Origin of the sequence: Aquidulcibacter sp., from assembly GCF_049239865.1 — a bacterium.
GTDB lineage: Bacteria > Pseudomonadota > Alphaproteobacteria > Caulobacterales > Aquidulcibacteraceae > Aquidulcibacter.
This window is the reverse complement of the sequence record NZ_JBMLTR010000047.1, coordinates 22,512-36,995: the sequence shown is the minus strand read 5'-3', so window position 1 is coordinate 36,995 and position 14,484 is coordinate 22,512. Positions and strand designations below refer to the sequence as shown.

General features: G+C 57.1%; 14 protein-coding genes and 1 tRNA gene. 3 read left to right on the top strand and 12 right to left on the bottom strand.

What is annotated here, in order from left to right:
- Window positions 1-37 precede the first annotated feature (37 nt).
- Window positions 38-892 (bottom strand): alpha/beta fold hydrolase, encoded by an 855-nt coding sequence (locus ACOVRA_RS03730; RefSeq protein ID WP_421719121.1) that lies wholly within the window; start codon window positions 890-892, stop codon window positions 38-40.
- Window positions 893-944: 52 nt separating this feature from the next.
- On the opposite strand from ACOVRA_RS03730, the gene ACOVRA_RS03725 reads away from it, so the two are divergent.
- Together ACOVRA_RS03725 and ACOVRA_RS03720 are read left to right on the top strand one after the other, a co-directional pair.
- Window positions 945-1,020 (top strand) — tRNA-Thr (locus ACOVRA_RS03725).
- Between the two features lie 214 nt (window positions 1,021-1,234).
- Window positions 1,235-1,771, top strand: a complete 537-nt coding sequence (locus ACOVRA_RS03720; protein WP_421719120.1) for a c-type cytochrome — start codon at window positions 1,235-1,237, stop codon at window positions 1,769-1,771.
- 15 nt (window positions 1,772-1,786) lie between these two features.
- Here the strand turns inward: ACOVRA_RS03720 and rodA are convergent, their stop codons facing one another.
- The 9 genes from rodA to ACOVRA_RS03675 form a co-directional block, all read right to left on the bottom strand.
- Window positions 1,787-2,947, bottom strand: a complete 1,161-nt coding sequence (rodA, locus tag ACOVRA_RS03715; RefSeq protein WP_421719119.1) for a rod shape-determining protein RodA — start codon at window positions 2,945-2,947, stop codon at window positions 1,787-1,789.
- Window positions 2,944-4,818 carry a penicillin-binding protein 2 gene (gene mrdA / locus ACOVRA_RS03710; RefSeq protein WP_421719122.1) on the bottom strand — a complete coding sequence of 625 codons (1,875 nt, stop codon included), beginning with the start codon at window positions 4,816-4,818 and terminating at the stop codon, window positions 2,944-2,946. The genes rodA and mrdA overlap by 4 nt, the downstream gene beginning before the upstream one ends.
- Before the next feature lie 38 nt (window positions 4,819-4,856).
- The gene (locus ACOVRA_RS03705; RefSeq protein WP_421719118.1) at window positions 4,857-5,276 is read right to left on the bottom strand and encodes a hypothetical protein; all 420 of its coding nucleotides are present in this window, start codon (window positions 5,274-5,276) and stop codon (window positions 4,857-4,859) included.
- Window positions 5,277-5,350: 74 nt separating this feature from the next.
- Complete coding sequence (gene mreC / locus ACOVRA_RS03700; RefSeq protein WP_421719117.1) at window positions 5,351-6,559, bottom strand: rod shape-determining protein MreC; 1,209 nt, start codon at window positions 6,557-6,559, stop codon at window positions 5,351-5,353.
- Window positions 6,560-6,610: 51 nt separating this feature from the next.
- Window positions 6,611-7,654, bottom strand: coding sequence for a rod shape-determining protein (locus ACOVRA_RS03695; protein WP_290805795.1), 1,044 nt, complete (start codon window positions 7,652-7,654; stop codon window positions 6,611-6,613).
- Between the two features lie 268 nt (window positions 7,655-7,922).
- Window positions 7,923-8,792 carry an SDR family oxidoreductase gene (locus ACOVRA_RS03690; RefSeq protein WP_290805793.1) on the bottom strand — a complete coding sequence of 290 codons (870 nt, stop codon included), beginning with the start codon at window positions 8,790-8,792 and terminating at the stop codon, window positions 7,923-7,925.
- Between the two features lie 90 nt (window positions 8,793-8,882).
- Entirely contained in the window at window positions 8,883-9,863 is a 981-nt protein-coding gene (locus tag ACOVRA_RS03685) for a hypothetical protein (RefSeq protein WP_421719116.1), read from the bottom strand.
- Window positions 9,864-10,073: 210 nt separating this feature from the next.
- The gene (locus ACOVRA_RS03680) at window positions 10,074-11,420 is read right to left on the bottom strand and encodes an MATE family efflux transporter (RefSeq protein WP_421719115.1); all 1,347 of its coding nucleotides are present in this window, start codon (window positions 11,418-11,420) and stop codon (window positions 10,074-10,076) included.
- A 665-nt stretch (window positions 11,421-12,085) separates the two neighbouring features.
- On the bottom strand, window positions 12,086-12,385 hold the full coding sequence (locus ACOVRA_RS03675) for a hypothetical protein (protein ID WP_421719114.1): 300 nt from the start codon (window positions 12,383-12,385) through the stop codon (window positions 12,086-12,088).
- Between the two features lie 344 nt (window positions 12,386-12,729).
- Between ACOVRA_RS03675 and ACOVRA_RS03670 the strand changes: the two genes are divergently transcribed.
- The gene (locus ACOVRA_RS03670; RefSeq protein ID WP_421719113.1) at window positions 12,730-13,446 is read left to right on the top strand and encodes a rhodanese-related sulfurtransferase; all 717 of its coding nucleotides are present in this window, start codon (window positions 12,730-12,732) and stop codon (window positions 13,444-13,446) included.
- Between the two features lie 6 nt (window positions 13,447-13,452).
- Here the strand turns inward: ACOVRA_RS03670 and ACOVRA_RS03665 are convergent, their stop codons facing one another.
- The gene (locus tag ACOVRA_RS03665; RefSeq protein WP_421719112.1) at window positions 13,453-13,896 is read right to left on the bottom strand and encodes a hypothetical protein; all 444 of its coding nucleotides are present in this window, start codon (window positions 13,894-13,896) and stop codon (window positions 13,453-13,455) included.
- Window positions 13,893-14,402, bottom strand: a complete 510-nt coding sequence (locus ACOVRA_RS03660; RefSeq protein ID WP_421719111.1) for an SRPBCC family protein — start codon at window positions 14,400-14,402, stop codon at window positions 13,893-13,895. The genes ACOVRA_RS03665 and ACOVRA_RS03660 overlap by 4 nt, the downstream gene beginning before the upstream one ends.
- Window positions 14,403-14,484: the final 82 nt, after the last annotated feature.

Sequence of the window (14,484 nt, the reverse complement as noted above, 5' to 3'; positions counted from 1 at the left end):
GCGAAGGCGGTAAAGTCCTGCGAAATGTCTTTAAAGATCAGCCCAAGCTGGCAAAACAGGCTGCCACCACATCGGGGTGCGTCAGCATGCCATCGCGCGCAGTCGGCACATCGATCCAGCGCCACCCCGCCTCCCTACCCGGCCCCCACATGGCCGGAGAGGACGGCGCGAAGGTTTGCAAAGTGGTTTGAATATAGGTGCGTGGCCGATCCTCCCAACCGCCATTGGCAAAGCTCACAGGCTCTGTCCATTGCCCAGCTGGGTGCCACGTCAATTTCCGCTTCAAAAGCGCGACATTGGCCGCATCCTCTTCCGGCACCAGCATTTTGATCGGGTAATGGTCGAAGAAGTTCATCTTATAGCCGTCGATGAAATGGGATTGTCGATCCTTCCACCACTTGGGCCAAGCCCCATCGGCTTCTGGCATCACCCAGGCCGGGCGGGCGCGCGTTGGGATGAAGGCGTCATAAAAGACGATATGGGCAATCCGCTCGCCCAATCGGTCCGCCACACCGGTAATAGTCAGCCCGCCAAACGAGTGGCCGATCAAGATCACATCCTCAGCGTCTTCGGCTTCAATCGCGGCGCACATGTCCTGCACATGGGTGGAGAGATTGGTGTCAGGACCGATCAGATGTGCGCGCTCGCCACAGCCGGTAGCGGTTGGCGTCAATACGCGGTGGCCTTGGGCTTGCAATCTTTCAGCCACTTGCCGCCAAACCCAACCGCCATGCCACGTCCCATGCACCAGAACAAAAGTCTTCTTCTTGACGGTCTGGATGGCGGGTGCTGCGGCACTGGCAAGCCCAGGTGCTGCCACCAAGGCTGCTGGCCCTGCGAACTGGCTGAAGGCCGCCCGGCGGGTTACGCTGTGTTTTGCCTGCCCTTTCATTGCGCTTCTCCCTTGCAAAACGTCGCCCAAAACGTTTAGAGACACCCCCGATGCCGGTTTAGCTCAGCAGGTAGAGCGCCCGATTTGTAATCGGACGGTCGCGGGTTCGATTCCTGCAACCGGCACCATTTTCCCCATACTCAATGATCTGGCAAGCCTGAACGGATCGGCTGAGCGCTTCGGTTCACGCCGCAATGCCAAGACCCTCACTGGGAAGTGATCGTGTTTGGCTGACAGATCAGCGGGTTGCCCCTGTTCGGATTGGACCCAACAATCTAACTCCCCACGTGGGGCCGCCGAAACGCAAGTGGCCCATGCCAATCAATCTGTGGAGTAGAGACCATGATGATCCGCACCAGCCTTGCCTTGATTCCGCTGATCGCGCTTGTTGCCTGTGGGCAGGCGTCGCAGTCCGGCGATACCAAGACAGCGCCAGAGGCCACTGCTAGCAAGGAAGCCACGCCAGCTGCGGCCCCGGCAGCAGCTCCAGCCACCCCTGCTCCCGCCGCTGGCCCATCGCCGGAGGATGCCAAAATTCTGGCCAGCTTGCCTGCCCCCTATAATGAGGGTGACCTAGCCAATGGTCGTCGGCAATTTGCCAAGTGCCGCTCGTGCCACGTGATTGAGAAGGGCGGCGACAATCGCGTCGGCCCTGCCCTGCATGGCGTCTTTGGTCGCACAGCTGGCACCGCAGCTGGCTTCAATTATTCCCCAGCTTTGAAGGGTGCAGGCTTTGTTTGGGATGCAGGAAAACTTGATCAATGGTTGGCCGACCCCAAAGGCTTCTTGCCCGGCAACCGCATGACCTTCGTCGGCCTCAAGCAAGAAAAAGATCGCCGCGATGTGATCGCTTACATCAAGGTTGAAAGTGCAAAATAGGGTCCCTGATCGCTGCTACCGCACCCGCTTGGACGACTTGAAGCCAGAGCCCAATGTCTTATCGCGGAAGACTTTGGCGTTCTGGACCAAGCCTAGGCCAAACATCAGCGACAACATCACACTGCCGCCATAGCTTAAAAATGGCAGCGGCTCGCCCACCACTGGCATGAGGCCCATGATCATGCCGGCATTGATGCCGACATAGATGAACAACAACATGGTCACACCAGCAGCCAGAAACTTGCCAAACGTATGTCGGCATCCGATTGAGATATAAATGCCAAAGGCCATAGCGGCGAGATAAAGCGCCAGCACAAACAATCCACCCACCATGCCAAATTCTTCGAGCAGCATGGCAAACACAAAATCCGTATGGCGTTCAGGCAAGAAGTCGAGTTGGCTTTGTGTGCCCTGCATATAACCGACGCCAAACAATCCGCCTGAACCAATAGCGATCTTAGACTGGGTGATGTGATAGCCGGTCCCCAATGGATCGCGCGAGGGATCGAGGAAGGTGAGAATTCGGTTCTTCTGAAACTCTGCCATGAAGAAAAAGAAAGCCACCAAAGCAAAGGTCGCCACTGACGTGCCTGCAGCAATGACATACCACCAAGACAGGCCTGCCAAAATCACCATGGTGGCACCAACCCCTGCCACCATGATGGCGGTACCCAAGTCAGGCTGTAAGGTAATCAGCGCAGCGGGGGCTGCTAGCATCATCAGCGGGATAAAATGCGCGCGGATCGTCCACATCCGGTCAGACTCGGCATCTTGGTAATAGCGCGCAAGGGCCAAGATCAGGGCGATTTTCATGAATTCCGACGGTTGCAGGCGGATCGGCCCTACTTCCAGCCAGCGCTGGGCACCCAAAGCGACTTTCCCAAACAGTTCCACCGCAATCAATAGAATGAAAACGCCAATATAAGCAGGATAGGCGAGATGATACCAAATGCGCACATCGATTGTGGCTACGACCAACATCAGGCAGGTCACCACGCAGAAGCGGATGATGTGATCACCGGCCCAAGGCTCCCAACTTGCGCCTGCTGCCCCAAACAACAGGATGGTCCCGACCACGCTGATCATGGCCATCACAAAGACGAGGCCCCATTCGATCCGGCGGAGTTTGCCAAAGAAGCTATCGCGGCCGCTTTCCATATCCGGCAAAAAAGTCATGCTTTGCCATCCCCCGGCGGGGTGCCATTTGAAGCTGGGGCAAGGTCTGCGGTCTTGGTCTTGGTGGTAAAGGCTGGCCGCGAGGAAGGGTCTTTCAACAATGTCGCCTTCATGATTTCGCGCGCGCGCGGTGCTGCCGCGGCACCGCCGCCGCCGCCGTGATCAACCACCAAAGCGCAACAATATTTAGGATCTTCAGCCGGTGCATAACAAACAAACAGAGCATGGTCACGCTGACGCCAAGGCAGCGACGCATTGGAGCGAACGCCGGTTCGACGCTCAGCCATCGTGATCCGCCGAACTTGCGCCGTCCCAGTCTTACCCGCCATGCGCACGCCTTCAATGCCAAGGTCGCCTCGGCCCGTGCCGCCGGCTTCGTTGGACACCGCAATCATGCCCTCATGAACCAGGTGCATGTTTTGGTAATTAAACGGCAATGGCTTAAACGGGGTGATGGGCACCGCACCTGGCCCTTCGCGGATCAAGCGTGGCTCGACAGCTTTGCCCTGAGACGCAATGCGCGCCGCCATGACCGCCATCTGCAAGGGTGTGGCTGCGATCAAGCCTTGTCCAATCGCGACATTGAGCGAGTCATAAACTTGCCAAGGCTGGCCACGATTTTTCATCTTCCAAGCATTATCGGGAACGTGCGATGAAGAAATCCCCGGAATTCCCAGGTCGAAACGCTGTCCAAAGCCAAAGCCTCGCGCAACTTCGGCCATTTTTTCTCCGCCGATACGCCGCCCCATCTCATAGAAATAGACGTCACACGAGACCTTGATCGCGGTATGCAGGTTGACGCTGCCATGGCCGCGCCGCGAATGGCAATGGAAGCGATGATTGCCCAGCATATAAAAGCCCGGGCAATTGATCGTCTCCTCGGGGTCGGTAATCCCTGCCTCCAGTGCGGCCACGGCCGTCACCATTTTATAGGTGGAGCCCGGTGGATAAATGCCCCGCACGGCCTTGTGGTACAATGGGCGCATTTCAGCATTATTATATTCGTTGAAGTCAGTGCGGCTGATACCATCTACGAACTTATTGGGGTCAAAGCTTGGAGCCGATACCAGTGCCAGAAGCTCACCGGTACGTATATCCATCACCACCGCAGAACCCGCTTCAGCAGGGCGTTCGTCCTTGGCCTGGAACTGGTCATAGGCGACTTGTTGAATTTCAGCATCAATGGTGAGGACGATGGGCGTCCCGCTCTTTGGATTGAGGCGGGGATCGACGACTTCGCGAATTACCCGGCCATGGGCGTTGACCTCTAGCTTGGTTGCGCCATGAACACCTTTGAGGCCTTTTTCTTGTGCTTTTTCAATCCCCTCTTTGCCGACCCTGATACCAGGATGGCGGGCTTGCGGGTCAGTCGCCACGTCCTTGTCATTGGCTTTGGCAACATAGCCTAAAACATGGGCCATGCTCTCGGCGAGCGGGTAATTGCGTGCTTCCCCCATCTCACAGCGCACACCCGGGAATGAGGCTGCATAGACGCTGACCCGCGAATAGTCTTCCCATGACAGATTTTCAGCCACCATTGAGGGCATGAAACGGGGCGAGATTTTGGCTTCGCTTAAGGATTCCTTGGCCTTCTCGGGCGACATGCGCAAAATGGACGCCAAGGCCCCAATCGTCTTGGGCAGATCGTCGACGTCTTCGCGCATGATCGAGACGCGGAAGTCGCGACGATTGACTGCCAGCGGCACGCCAAAGCGATCATAGACGGGCCCACGTGACGCGGGATTGACCAAGAGGTTGAACTGGTTCTCCGCAGCCTCTAGCCGGAATTCGTCATTTTCAAAAATTTGAAGCTGCGCCATGCGCAGGCCAAGGACCGCAAAATAGAGGCCCCCGAGCGTGGACATTACCATGGCCCGTCGGCTGAATAGATCTGATCCACCACCTTGGCTCATGCTTCATCCTCAGACAGATCAAACCAAGCGGCCACCCACGGATAGGCCAGAACCGCACTCACAATCGGGAGCAAGATTGCAAGCACATTAAACCCTTTCCCACTTGAAATCGACAGGATGAAGGCGGCGACTAAGAAAAAAAGTCCAGTAACGGCTGCTGAGCCCATTGGGGTGGAGGCCATTGCCGAACTGAAGCGGGCGGTCAGGATGGTTAGGGCATGGGCAATCAATGCCACGACTGCCCAAGCCCCTAAAGGCCCACCGGTCAATAAATCAACCCATAGGCCCAATCCGAACAGAATCAGCCCAACAACAGCATTTGGACCTTGGTTGGCCCAGCCACACGCTGCCCAAATCAGGCTGGCGGGCCAAATACTGCCGAAGGGCCCAAGATTGATCGACACAAGATTGAGCAAGCTTGTCCCTGCCACAATGGCCAGGCCAGAAAAAAGACGTGACCTGGTCGAGGGACGCCCAGGTAAGAGCGTGCTCACTGCTTAGGTGCCCCGCTGGGTGGGGGGGAGGCAGGGGATGCAGCTGCCGGGGCCGCTTGAGGTGCTGGACTAGGTGCAGAAGCCCCGCTTGATGCCGCACCAGCGACTGGGACATTACGACTTTCAGCTGCAAGCCGGGCGGCTTCAGCCTGCCGGGCCTGTTCGCGGGCCGCATCGCGTTCTTTTGCCAAGCGTGCAGCGGCGGCTCGAGCGGCCTCAACTTCACTGCTGCGTGAGGCTTGCGCGGCGCGTATAGCTTCTGGTGTTGCCGCAGTGGGAATTCCGGCTGCATCCGCTGCCAATGGCAGAACGCCGCCTTGGACGGGCGTTGTCGTTGCGCCTTCGGTTGGCGGCGGCGCTAGGGATGGAGCCGTCACGGGGTCCAAAGGCGGTGGAAAGTTTGAAGGCGGGACTAAACGAACGAAATCAATAGGCGAAGCACTCGATGCCAAGCGTACGCGCCATTGCCTGTCGGGCGCTACACCCGCTTGGCCAACCGCGATCCCGCGCGGAAAAATCCCATCATCGCCCGAAGTCATAACCCGCTCGCCATCGCGCATCAGGGCTGGGGTATTCAAATGGGCCAGCCTTGGTGCCGAGGTCTTATCACCCATCGCAATGGCGCGCGCCCGGGTTGTTTCGCCCATGACGGGCACTCGGCTGTCGCCATCGGCCAAGAATAAAACCCGCGACGTGTCGCTGCCAACGGCGATCACGCGACCAACCAGACCATTCTGGTTCATCACGATCCAATTCACCTTGACGCCTGCTTTCGCGCCAAGATTAACGATGCCTGACTTTGCAAAAGGCCCGCTACTTTCGCTGATCAGTCGCCCTGTTAGGCCTTGCGGCAATTGCTCAGCCTTCACGCCATGCAGCTTTTCATACGCATCCAGACGCTCGGCCATGGCTTTGGCTTGGTCGCGCCACTGCAATAAGGCCCGATTTTCGTCTTTGAGTTTCTGATTGAGGCTGGCACCGCCAAAGAATGAGCCAACAGAGGCCACAACGCCTTCGCCCCAGCGCACCGGCGTCATCAGCACGCCACCCACAGCGCCGGAAATATCAGAAGCGATTCCGGCGACAGCGCCGCCGCGTTGGTCTGTCACGACGATCGTGACTCCGGCAGTGATCAGCGCCGTCAGCACCGCGACTCCAATGAGTGGCCCTGCCCCCCCTGTTCGCCGATTGCCTCTGCGCGCCATATCCCTGCTCCTTCACCTCATTACCCGAACCGATTGGGGGCTTTGTCCGATCTAGACTTTGGACAAAACACCCTTCCACTGTTCGAAATTATCGACGCATTTGCCAGTCCCCAACACGACGCAGGACAAAGCATCGTCGGCCACAGACACGGGCAGACCGGTGCGCTCGCGCAGGACCACATCCAAATTCCGCAACAGCGCACCGCCACCGGTCAGCATAATGCCTTTTTCGACGATATCGGCAGCCAGTTCAGGTGGCGTGGTTTCCAAAGCGACGCGAACAGCTTCGATGATTTCATCGACGGGATCAGACAAGGCTTCGGCGATTAATTGCTCAGAGATTTGGATTTCACGTGGCACGCCGTTGAGCAGGTCACGGCCTTTGACGGAAAGGGACAAGCCATAGCCGTCAGCGGGGGGCAACGCCGTCCCAATTTCTTTCTTGATCCGCTCTGCCGTGGTCTCACCAATCAGCATGTTTTCAGTGCGGCGCAGGAAATTGATGATGCTCTCATCCATCTTATCGCCACCAACGCGGACAGAGCGCGCATAGACAATGCCTTCGAGAGATAGAACGGCCACTTCGGTCGTGCCGCCACCAATATCGACCACCATGGAACCCGATGGTTGATCAATGGCGAGACCTGCCCCGATAGCAGCGGCCATCGGCTCTTCGATCAGATAAGCGTCTGAGGCACCGGCATTTAAGGCAGCATCTTGGATGGCGCGGCGCTCAACTGGCGTTGCCCCCGATGGGACGCAGATAATGATGCGAGGTCTGCCACGCAAAAAGCCCTTGTTGGAGTTCACACGGCGAATGAAGTGCTTGATCATTTCTTCAGCAACTTCAAAGTCTGCGATCACGCCGTCGCGCATGGGCCGCACGGCTTGAATTTCGCCCGGTGTGCGCCCCAACATCAGCTTCGCTTGATGGCCGACAGCTTGGACTTCTTTGCGACCACCGCGCTGGCGATAGGCCACCACCGATGGTTCATTGAGGACGACGCCTTGACCTTTTACATAGACAAGGGTGTTGGCTGTACCAAGGTCGATTGCCATGTCGCTGGAAAACCAGTTGAAGAGGCGTCCGAACATTTTTTTCTCTCGCGATTCTAAGTCTGTTCTATGCGATGATTCGCAATTCTTGAATCTGGGTCGTGCCGCTTCATGACGGCCAAATCAAGGCCGTATAGGCCCTTGGTCCTGCGATTTTCGACAAATCTGGGCAGTTCTAAGCAGTTAAAGGCCGCGCTTTTGATAAAGCCCGATCGCGCCGCAGATGAGCGCTTCAAACAAGCCCTCGACCCAGTCTAGCTGCAGGCTCATCTGGTTCGCGCGAGACACGAATTTAACGGGCTCACCACTAGCCTATCGCGTGCATGGAAACGCCTGGTGGGAAGGGTGTATCGGCTGGAACAAAGAAGTCCGGCATCAGATCCTTGCTGGGATCAACCCGGTAATGGTCAAACGCGGTCACACCGGCCTCCGACAGAACGACATCATCGATGAAGAAGTTGCCGGTGCAGCTCTTGGCGTCGCGGGTCAGGATCACATGGGCGGCGTCTGCCATGATGTCGACCGTGCGGCAGTGGCGCAGCCCCTCATCGCCAGCAAGTGCGAATTGGATCGCGGCGGTGGCAATGCCCGTACGGGGCCACAGGCAATTGAAGCCAATGCCATCGTGTTTGAATTCTTCGGCCATGCCCAAAGCGCACATGCTCATCGTATATTTCGCCATCGTGTAGGCGACATGATTGCCAAACCAATTCGGGCTCATGTCCAGAGGTGGCGACAAGTTCAGCACGTGCGGATTTGCGGCTTTCTTCAGAAACGGAATGCAGGCGCGGCTGACCAAATAGGTCCCTCGGCCATTTACCTGATGCATCAGGTCATAGCGCTTCATTTCCGTCTGCAACGTACCGGTCAGTTGGATCGCGCTGGCATTATTGATGCAGATATCAATGCCGCCAAACCGGGCGACAGCTTGTTCGACAGCTGCTTGGACCGAGGCTTCCTCGCGCACATCGACCATCAGGGGTAGGGCTTTGCCGCCGGCCGCCTCAATCTCCGCTGCTGCTGAATGAATGGTGCCGGGCAAATGCTTATGTGGCTCTGACGTCTTGGCCGCGATCACCACATTGGCCCCGTCTCGTGCAGCCCTAAGGCCGATTGCAAGACCAATACCGCGCGACGCCCCTGTGATGAAAAGGGTTTTATCTTTCAGACTGCTCATGTCGGCCACTCCCATAGATTTTTTCTGCACGCAGACTTAGCGTCTTGTGAGGGCAGAGCAAGAAGAAACGCGCAGGCGTGCGGCGCAAGTCTATTTAATGGCGTCGCGCACACAGCCTGAAGATTCCTGAAAGCTATGTCGGGCCAAGCAGAACAAATGTTCATAGGGATAACGGCTTGCCGCCAAGCATTGGCGTACGTTCAATTGGACCCTGTTCATGCACATCTTGCCGCCAGTTCGCGCGATGAGCTTGGTCGAGGTCACGTCATCGCCCAGTACATGATAGGCCGCTGCAACCAAGAATCGTTTGTCCAACGGAGCCTCGGCGCGCGTATTGCGCATGTCGGATGCGCCAAGCGGGCTTAACTCTACCGGGCTTGTGGAAGCCGTCCGATGCGCCGCCAAGATAAGCTGGGGGTCCATCTCGCGTTGGGCCCAAGCTTCCTTCTGCACGCTATAGGCCGCGTCGCCCAAAATCTGGCTCGCCTTGTCCATCTTGGCCAAGCTATCGGCCATCACGCCGCTAGCAATGGTTGCGGCCTCATTGGAGGAGGCAACTAGGCCCAAAAATGCCTCGGGATCACTCTTGAGGCGCTCCAGCACCGCATCACGGCCCAAAAGATTGACCGCAGTCTGCAAGCTCGACGCGAAGGGCGCGTGGGCAGAGGCTGAAAGCACCGCATAAGATGCCGCCCCTTCGGAAATGCCAGATGATGAAAGCCGCGCGGTCGATAAAAGCGCGCCCTCCACCGCCTCGGGCGTTAGGGTTCGCAATGTCGTCAGACGGTCGGCTTCACCCACTAAAGCGTTAAAGCGCGCGGCGGTCGCGGCCATATCAAAGGCTGGCACTTCGGCCGGCGGCAAGGGCGTTACGATGGCTTCGGGTGGCAAAGTCGTTGGCGGGACTGCGCCTACCTCTGGCACGGCGACATTGGCTGGCGGCTCGCCTGTTGTCGGCACAGGCACTTGGCCGGAACCGGCATCCTGCGGCTCTAACCCAGACGCCTGAACCGCCAAAACGGGCAAAAAGACAGAGACGGCCAACGCCGAAATAGCAATAATCCGCTTCACTTTAGTCACCTCAAGTCTCACCCAAACCTAAATCTAACAGTCAAACCTTCATTCAAATCAAATCTGACACCTCAATTTGAATTTTGTTTCGCAACCCCAATCCGGCATTCCATTAACTATGACCTAGGTCAAGACTAAGCTAAAAGATTGCTTGGGGAATGTGCGTGGAAAACTCGGCCAAGTTCTGGGTTATTCAGTACAGGGGGTTCTTTAAGCTCGCCGCCATGCACCCAGTTTCAAGGAAATGGCGATGATCAAGCCGAAAGTCGCCATGGCGGCGGCAGCCCCAATGAATACGCCCTTTAGCCCGAGGCCTAATCCGAACGCCAACAACCAACCGCCGCCAACTGCCAGCAAGACGCGCGAGAAGATCGCGATGACGGGCCACCGCATGGCCCCTGCCCCTTGGCTCGCGAAATAGAGCGACAGACCCAGGCCTTGGAAAGCAAAGAAAGGCCCCACGATCTGAATATAGCTGCGCGCGGCCTCAAAGGTCACTTGGTCTTTGGTGAAGGCATAAATCCAGGCTGACGGAAATAGCGCCAAGACCAGCCCCACCACCCCAGTCAAGCCAGCAGCGAATGCACTGCCGATCCAGCCAATGTGCTCGGCCCGATCTACATTGCCCGAACCAATGCTGAGGCCGACAAGAGACGTCATGGCCGCGCCAATCCCGAACACAAGCGGGATCAAAAGAAACTCAATCCGGGATCCAATGCCATAGCCTGCAAGCGCAGCTTCGCCAAAGGTCGCCACCATAGCGGTCAGGCTCAATATGATGAAAATGGTGAAAATGGGCGACATGGAAGCCGGCAAGGCAACTTTAAAGATGTCGCGAAACAACGCCTTGGAAAACGAAAGATATTTGCGGTCCAGACGGATGACGCGGCCTTCACGCGCCAGCACCACCAGCATGATGACGCTGACCACAAAGCCACTGATCACCGCCGAATAAGCCGCCCCGACAATCCCCAATTGCGGCGCACCAAACAGGCCCAGGACCAAAATTGCCGTCAATGGAACTTGCAGAAACGCGCTAGCAACCATCAAAACGGCTGGCAATTTCATATCGCCCATACCGCGAAAAACGGCCCCTACCACGCTGACCAACCAGAGGAACAGCCCACCCCAGAAAATCACGGTGCAATAGTCCACCGCCTGTTCCAAAATCTCGCCCCGCCCACCTAAAAAGGCGATCAAAGAACGCCCCCCCAGTGAAAACAGGACCAAGAACAACGCGGCCCCCAAGGCGGAAAGCGCCAAGGCATGCCAGATCAGTTGTTGTGCACGCTCGCGGTCGCCCGCGCCCAAGGCGCGCGCAATGGCCGACGTTACAGCCCCACCTGCCGCCCCGCCCGACATGGTCTGGATCAACATCAGAAGCGGGAATGCCAAGGCGATGCTGGCCAGAGCACCCGTCCCAAGCTGCCCAATGATCCAGACTTCGGCCAAGCTAACCGATGACTGAATGGCAAAAGCAAGGGCGTTTGGCGTCGCCATTCTAACCAGCAAGGGTGCCGCCGGCGACGTCAGCATGTGGTGTGTTCGGTCATCCATCTGCAGTCGTCTTTCACTATGGCACAGGCTTGGCATGAATTGGACGGTCGACGCGTGCGATTGTCAAGCGCGGTGGGGGTGATTGGGGGCGTTAGGTTCAAAGGCTAAAGGGTACGCGGTGCTGCCCTTGAAGCCGTCGGATGATTGTCCCTGCCCTCACTCGGACACGGCCTTGAGATGGCATAGCTTGCGGCTTAGGCGTTATAGATAAGATCCTTCTCTCCCCCAACGGTGTCACCCGCGCTGCAGCAAAGCGGAGAGCGGGGACCCCTAGGGGCTTTACACCCACACCAATAGCCCCGCGTGGAAAACCACCGGGGGTGACCGTGAAGGGGGGCCGGGGCGCGTGGTGTGCGCCAAATAGGTGGGCCAGATTAACGGACTGGCCCGGAATACGACGCAAACCGTGCGCCCCGGCTGAATAAGTGTGTGTGCTCGGGGTGGGTAACGAGGCCACCTTGTGGTTTGGTTCTTCCCCCGCCTAGTACGTAAAGGCCTCATCCTAGAAGCTTGCGCTTCTAAAAATACATAAGGCTTCCCCAAGGCGTCTCAAAGGCATCGCCTAAGTTCTTGACCAAGGGCTTCACACGGCAGTCGGGCTCAAGCACACCGGGCACAGGGCTAGCTAGACCCCATGAAACACAAGGCAGCCACTTCTGCCTCGATTAATCCCGCTTACCAATCCCCAACAGTCGGCTCAGCTCTGACCGAGACTCCCCTGTGTTGGAGACAGGGGCTACACTACCGCGCTTCTTCCAAGCGTGGGGAGATTGAGGTTTATCCCGCCCAGTTCGAACTTCAATCGCCTGTTTAATTAGGGCTTCGGTCTCGTCTGCCGACAAGTTTTGCGCCTTAGCTTGGGCCCGTGCACGGGCGGTGGCTTTGGCTTCCTCGCGCATGATCCTTTCAAAAAAGCACTCAATCTTGGCAATCACGGCGGCTTCCTCTCGCTGGCGGGATTCCATAATTTTCTGCTGTTCCTCCTTCGATCGGATGAAGGATTTAGACGTTGCAGGCGGAGCGGGGCGTTTGGGTTTTTTGTTCATGACCGTTAGCTTACGGGGGCGCAAACTCGGTCGGATGGATTGGGGCCGTCTGGCACTGGCAAGTCTGCAAGGGGTTGCCAGCTTGGGCACCAAAGCGCTTCTAAGTATTGTGAAACACCCCTGCACCGCCTCTGGCGGCATCAGCGCAAGCGCCGATACCCCAAGAATGGGAAGCGGCAAGCAGAAGCAATCGGGGCACGCCCCCCTCCCCCATCTGCACGCCGGGGGTGCCAAGGACGGTGTGGTTTTGCTATGGCCCTGTCATGACTGCCAAGATTTGCGCCCTCTATAAGTTTGCCGATTGCCCGGACTTTGAAGTCCTGCGCGTTGATTTGTTGGCGACCACCAAGCAATTGGGGATTATGGGCACGCTGTTGATTGCGCCAGAAGGCATTAATGGCACGATAGCGGGCCCGCCGGAGGGCATCGATCACTTCGTGACCTATTTGGAGAATGACCCAATTTTTTCTGGTCGTTTCAAAGATGCTGAGATCAAATACGCGCAAGAAGACAAAAATCCATTTGTGCGCATGAAAGTGCGGCTTAAGCGCGAAATCGTAACCTTGCGCGCGCCTAAGGCCGATCCACGCCAAGTCGTGGGCACCTATATCGCACCATCGGACTGGAACGCCTTGATCGCCGACCCCGACATTGTGCTGGTTGATACACGCAACGCCTATGAGACCGAAGAAGGCATTTTCAAAGGCGCGATTGATCCCAAAATCCGGACCTTCACCGCCTTCAAAAAATGGGCCGAAGACAATCTTGACCCCGCGCGCGACAAGAAGGTCGCCATGTATTGTACCGGCGGCATACGTTGCGAGAAGGCGTCTGCCTATTTGCTCGCCGAAGGGTTTGAGAGCGTCTATCACCTCAAAGGCGGCATCTTGGCCTATATGGAACAAGTGCCCAAAGAAGAAAGCCAGTTTGAAGGCGGCTGCTTTGTGTTTGACTCCCGCGGCGTTGTCGGTGCCGAATAAGCGCGTTTAGGCGGGGTCAGCACGTTCTAACAAGCGATAATGTTCAATGACTTGACTGTCACAGCTGAGTTTCTTGGCGATCTTGCTATTTGGCTCGATCACCCGCCAAAACGGCACGACCTGCGCGCTGGACTTGCCTTCAGCCAGATCGGAAAGCGCCACTTCTGCCACCACCTTTAGATAAATCGCCGTGGTAACCGGACAGGTCGCTTGCGCCTCATTCTTGCGCGCCAGCTCATTGCGCATCCGCTCAATGCTGCGCACCTCGCCCATGGGGATGCGCGAGATGTAATTGGCAATCGTGCCGGGTGAGCCGATATACATGGTCGTGCCTGTCTTGATGCCAGCGAAATCGGTGTGCAGCACCAAGGTCTTGGGTGGCTTGGCCTGATCAAAGCGCTTGCGCCAATCGGTTGGCTTTTTGGTCTTGGGTTTATCTGTTTTGGTCATGGCTTGTCTCGTGGGTGTCGCCGCTCAGTTTCTGCTACCAAAGCATTGAGATAGGCTTTGGCAAAGGCCTCTGGATTGAAGAAAAGTCGCGCCAGAATACGACCAATTGGGGCCGGAGTCGTGGCCTGCTCGGTCACAAAAATGTGCGTGCCGCCCGTTGGTGTCGGCACCAAGCGGCCCTCCCATTGGCCATGATAGCCATAGGTGCTTTCAAACCGCATTTGGAGAAGGCCTGCCTCCTGCCGTGTCAGCTCAAAGGCAATCACTTCGCCTTTTTGAGTGGTCTCCGTCCAACGCGTTGGCGACTTCAGCTCGACTTTGGCAATATCTTCCCGCCACTTCGGCTGGCTCGCTTTATCCAATATGACAGCTGTCAGTTGGGCAGGCGTGGCGTCGACAACCTGGTCAATTTTCCCCGTCCGCGTGGCTGGCAACACAAAGCCCACCACAATTACCAATGCCGCAAGGCCAGCCAAACCGCCAAGGATCCAAAGTGCCGCTTTCATGCTACCGCTCTCTCATAAATTTTGAGCGCCCTATCTAGCAGCGAGATTCCACCTTACAATTAGGCCGTGTTTTTATTTTTAA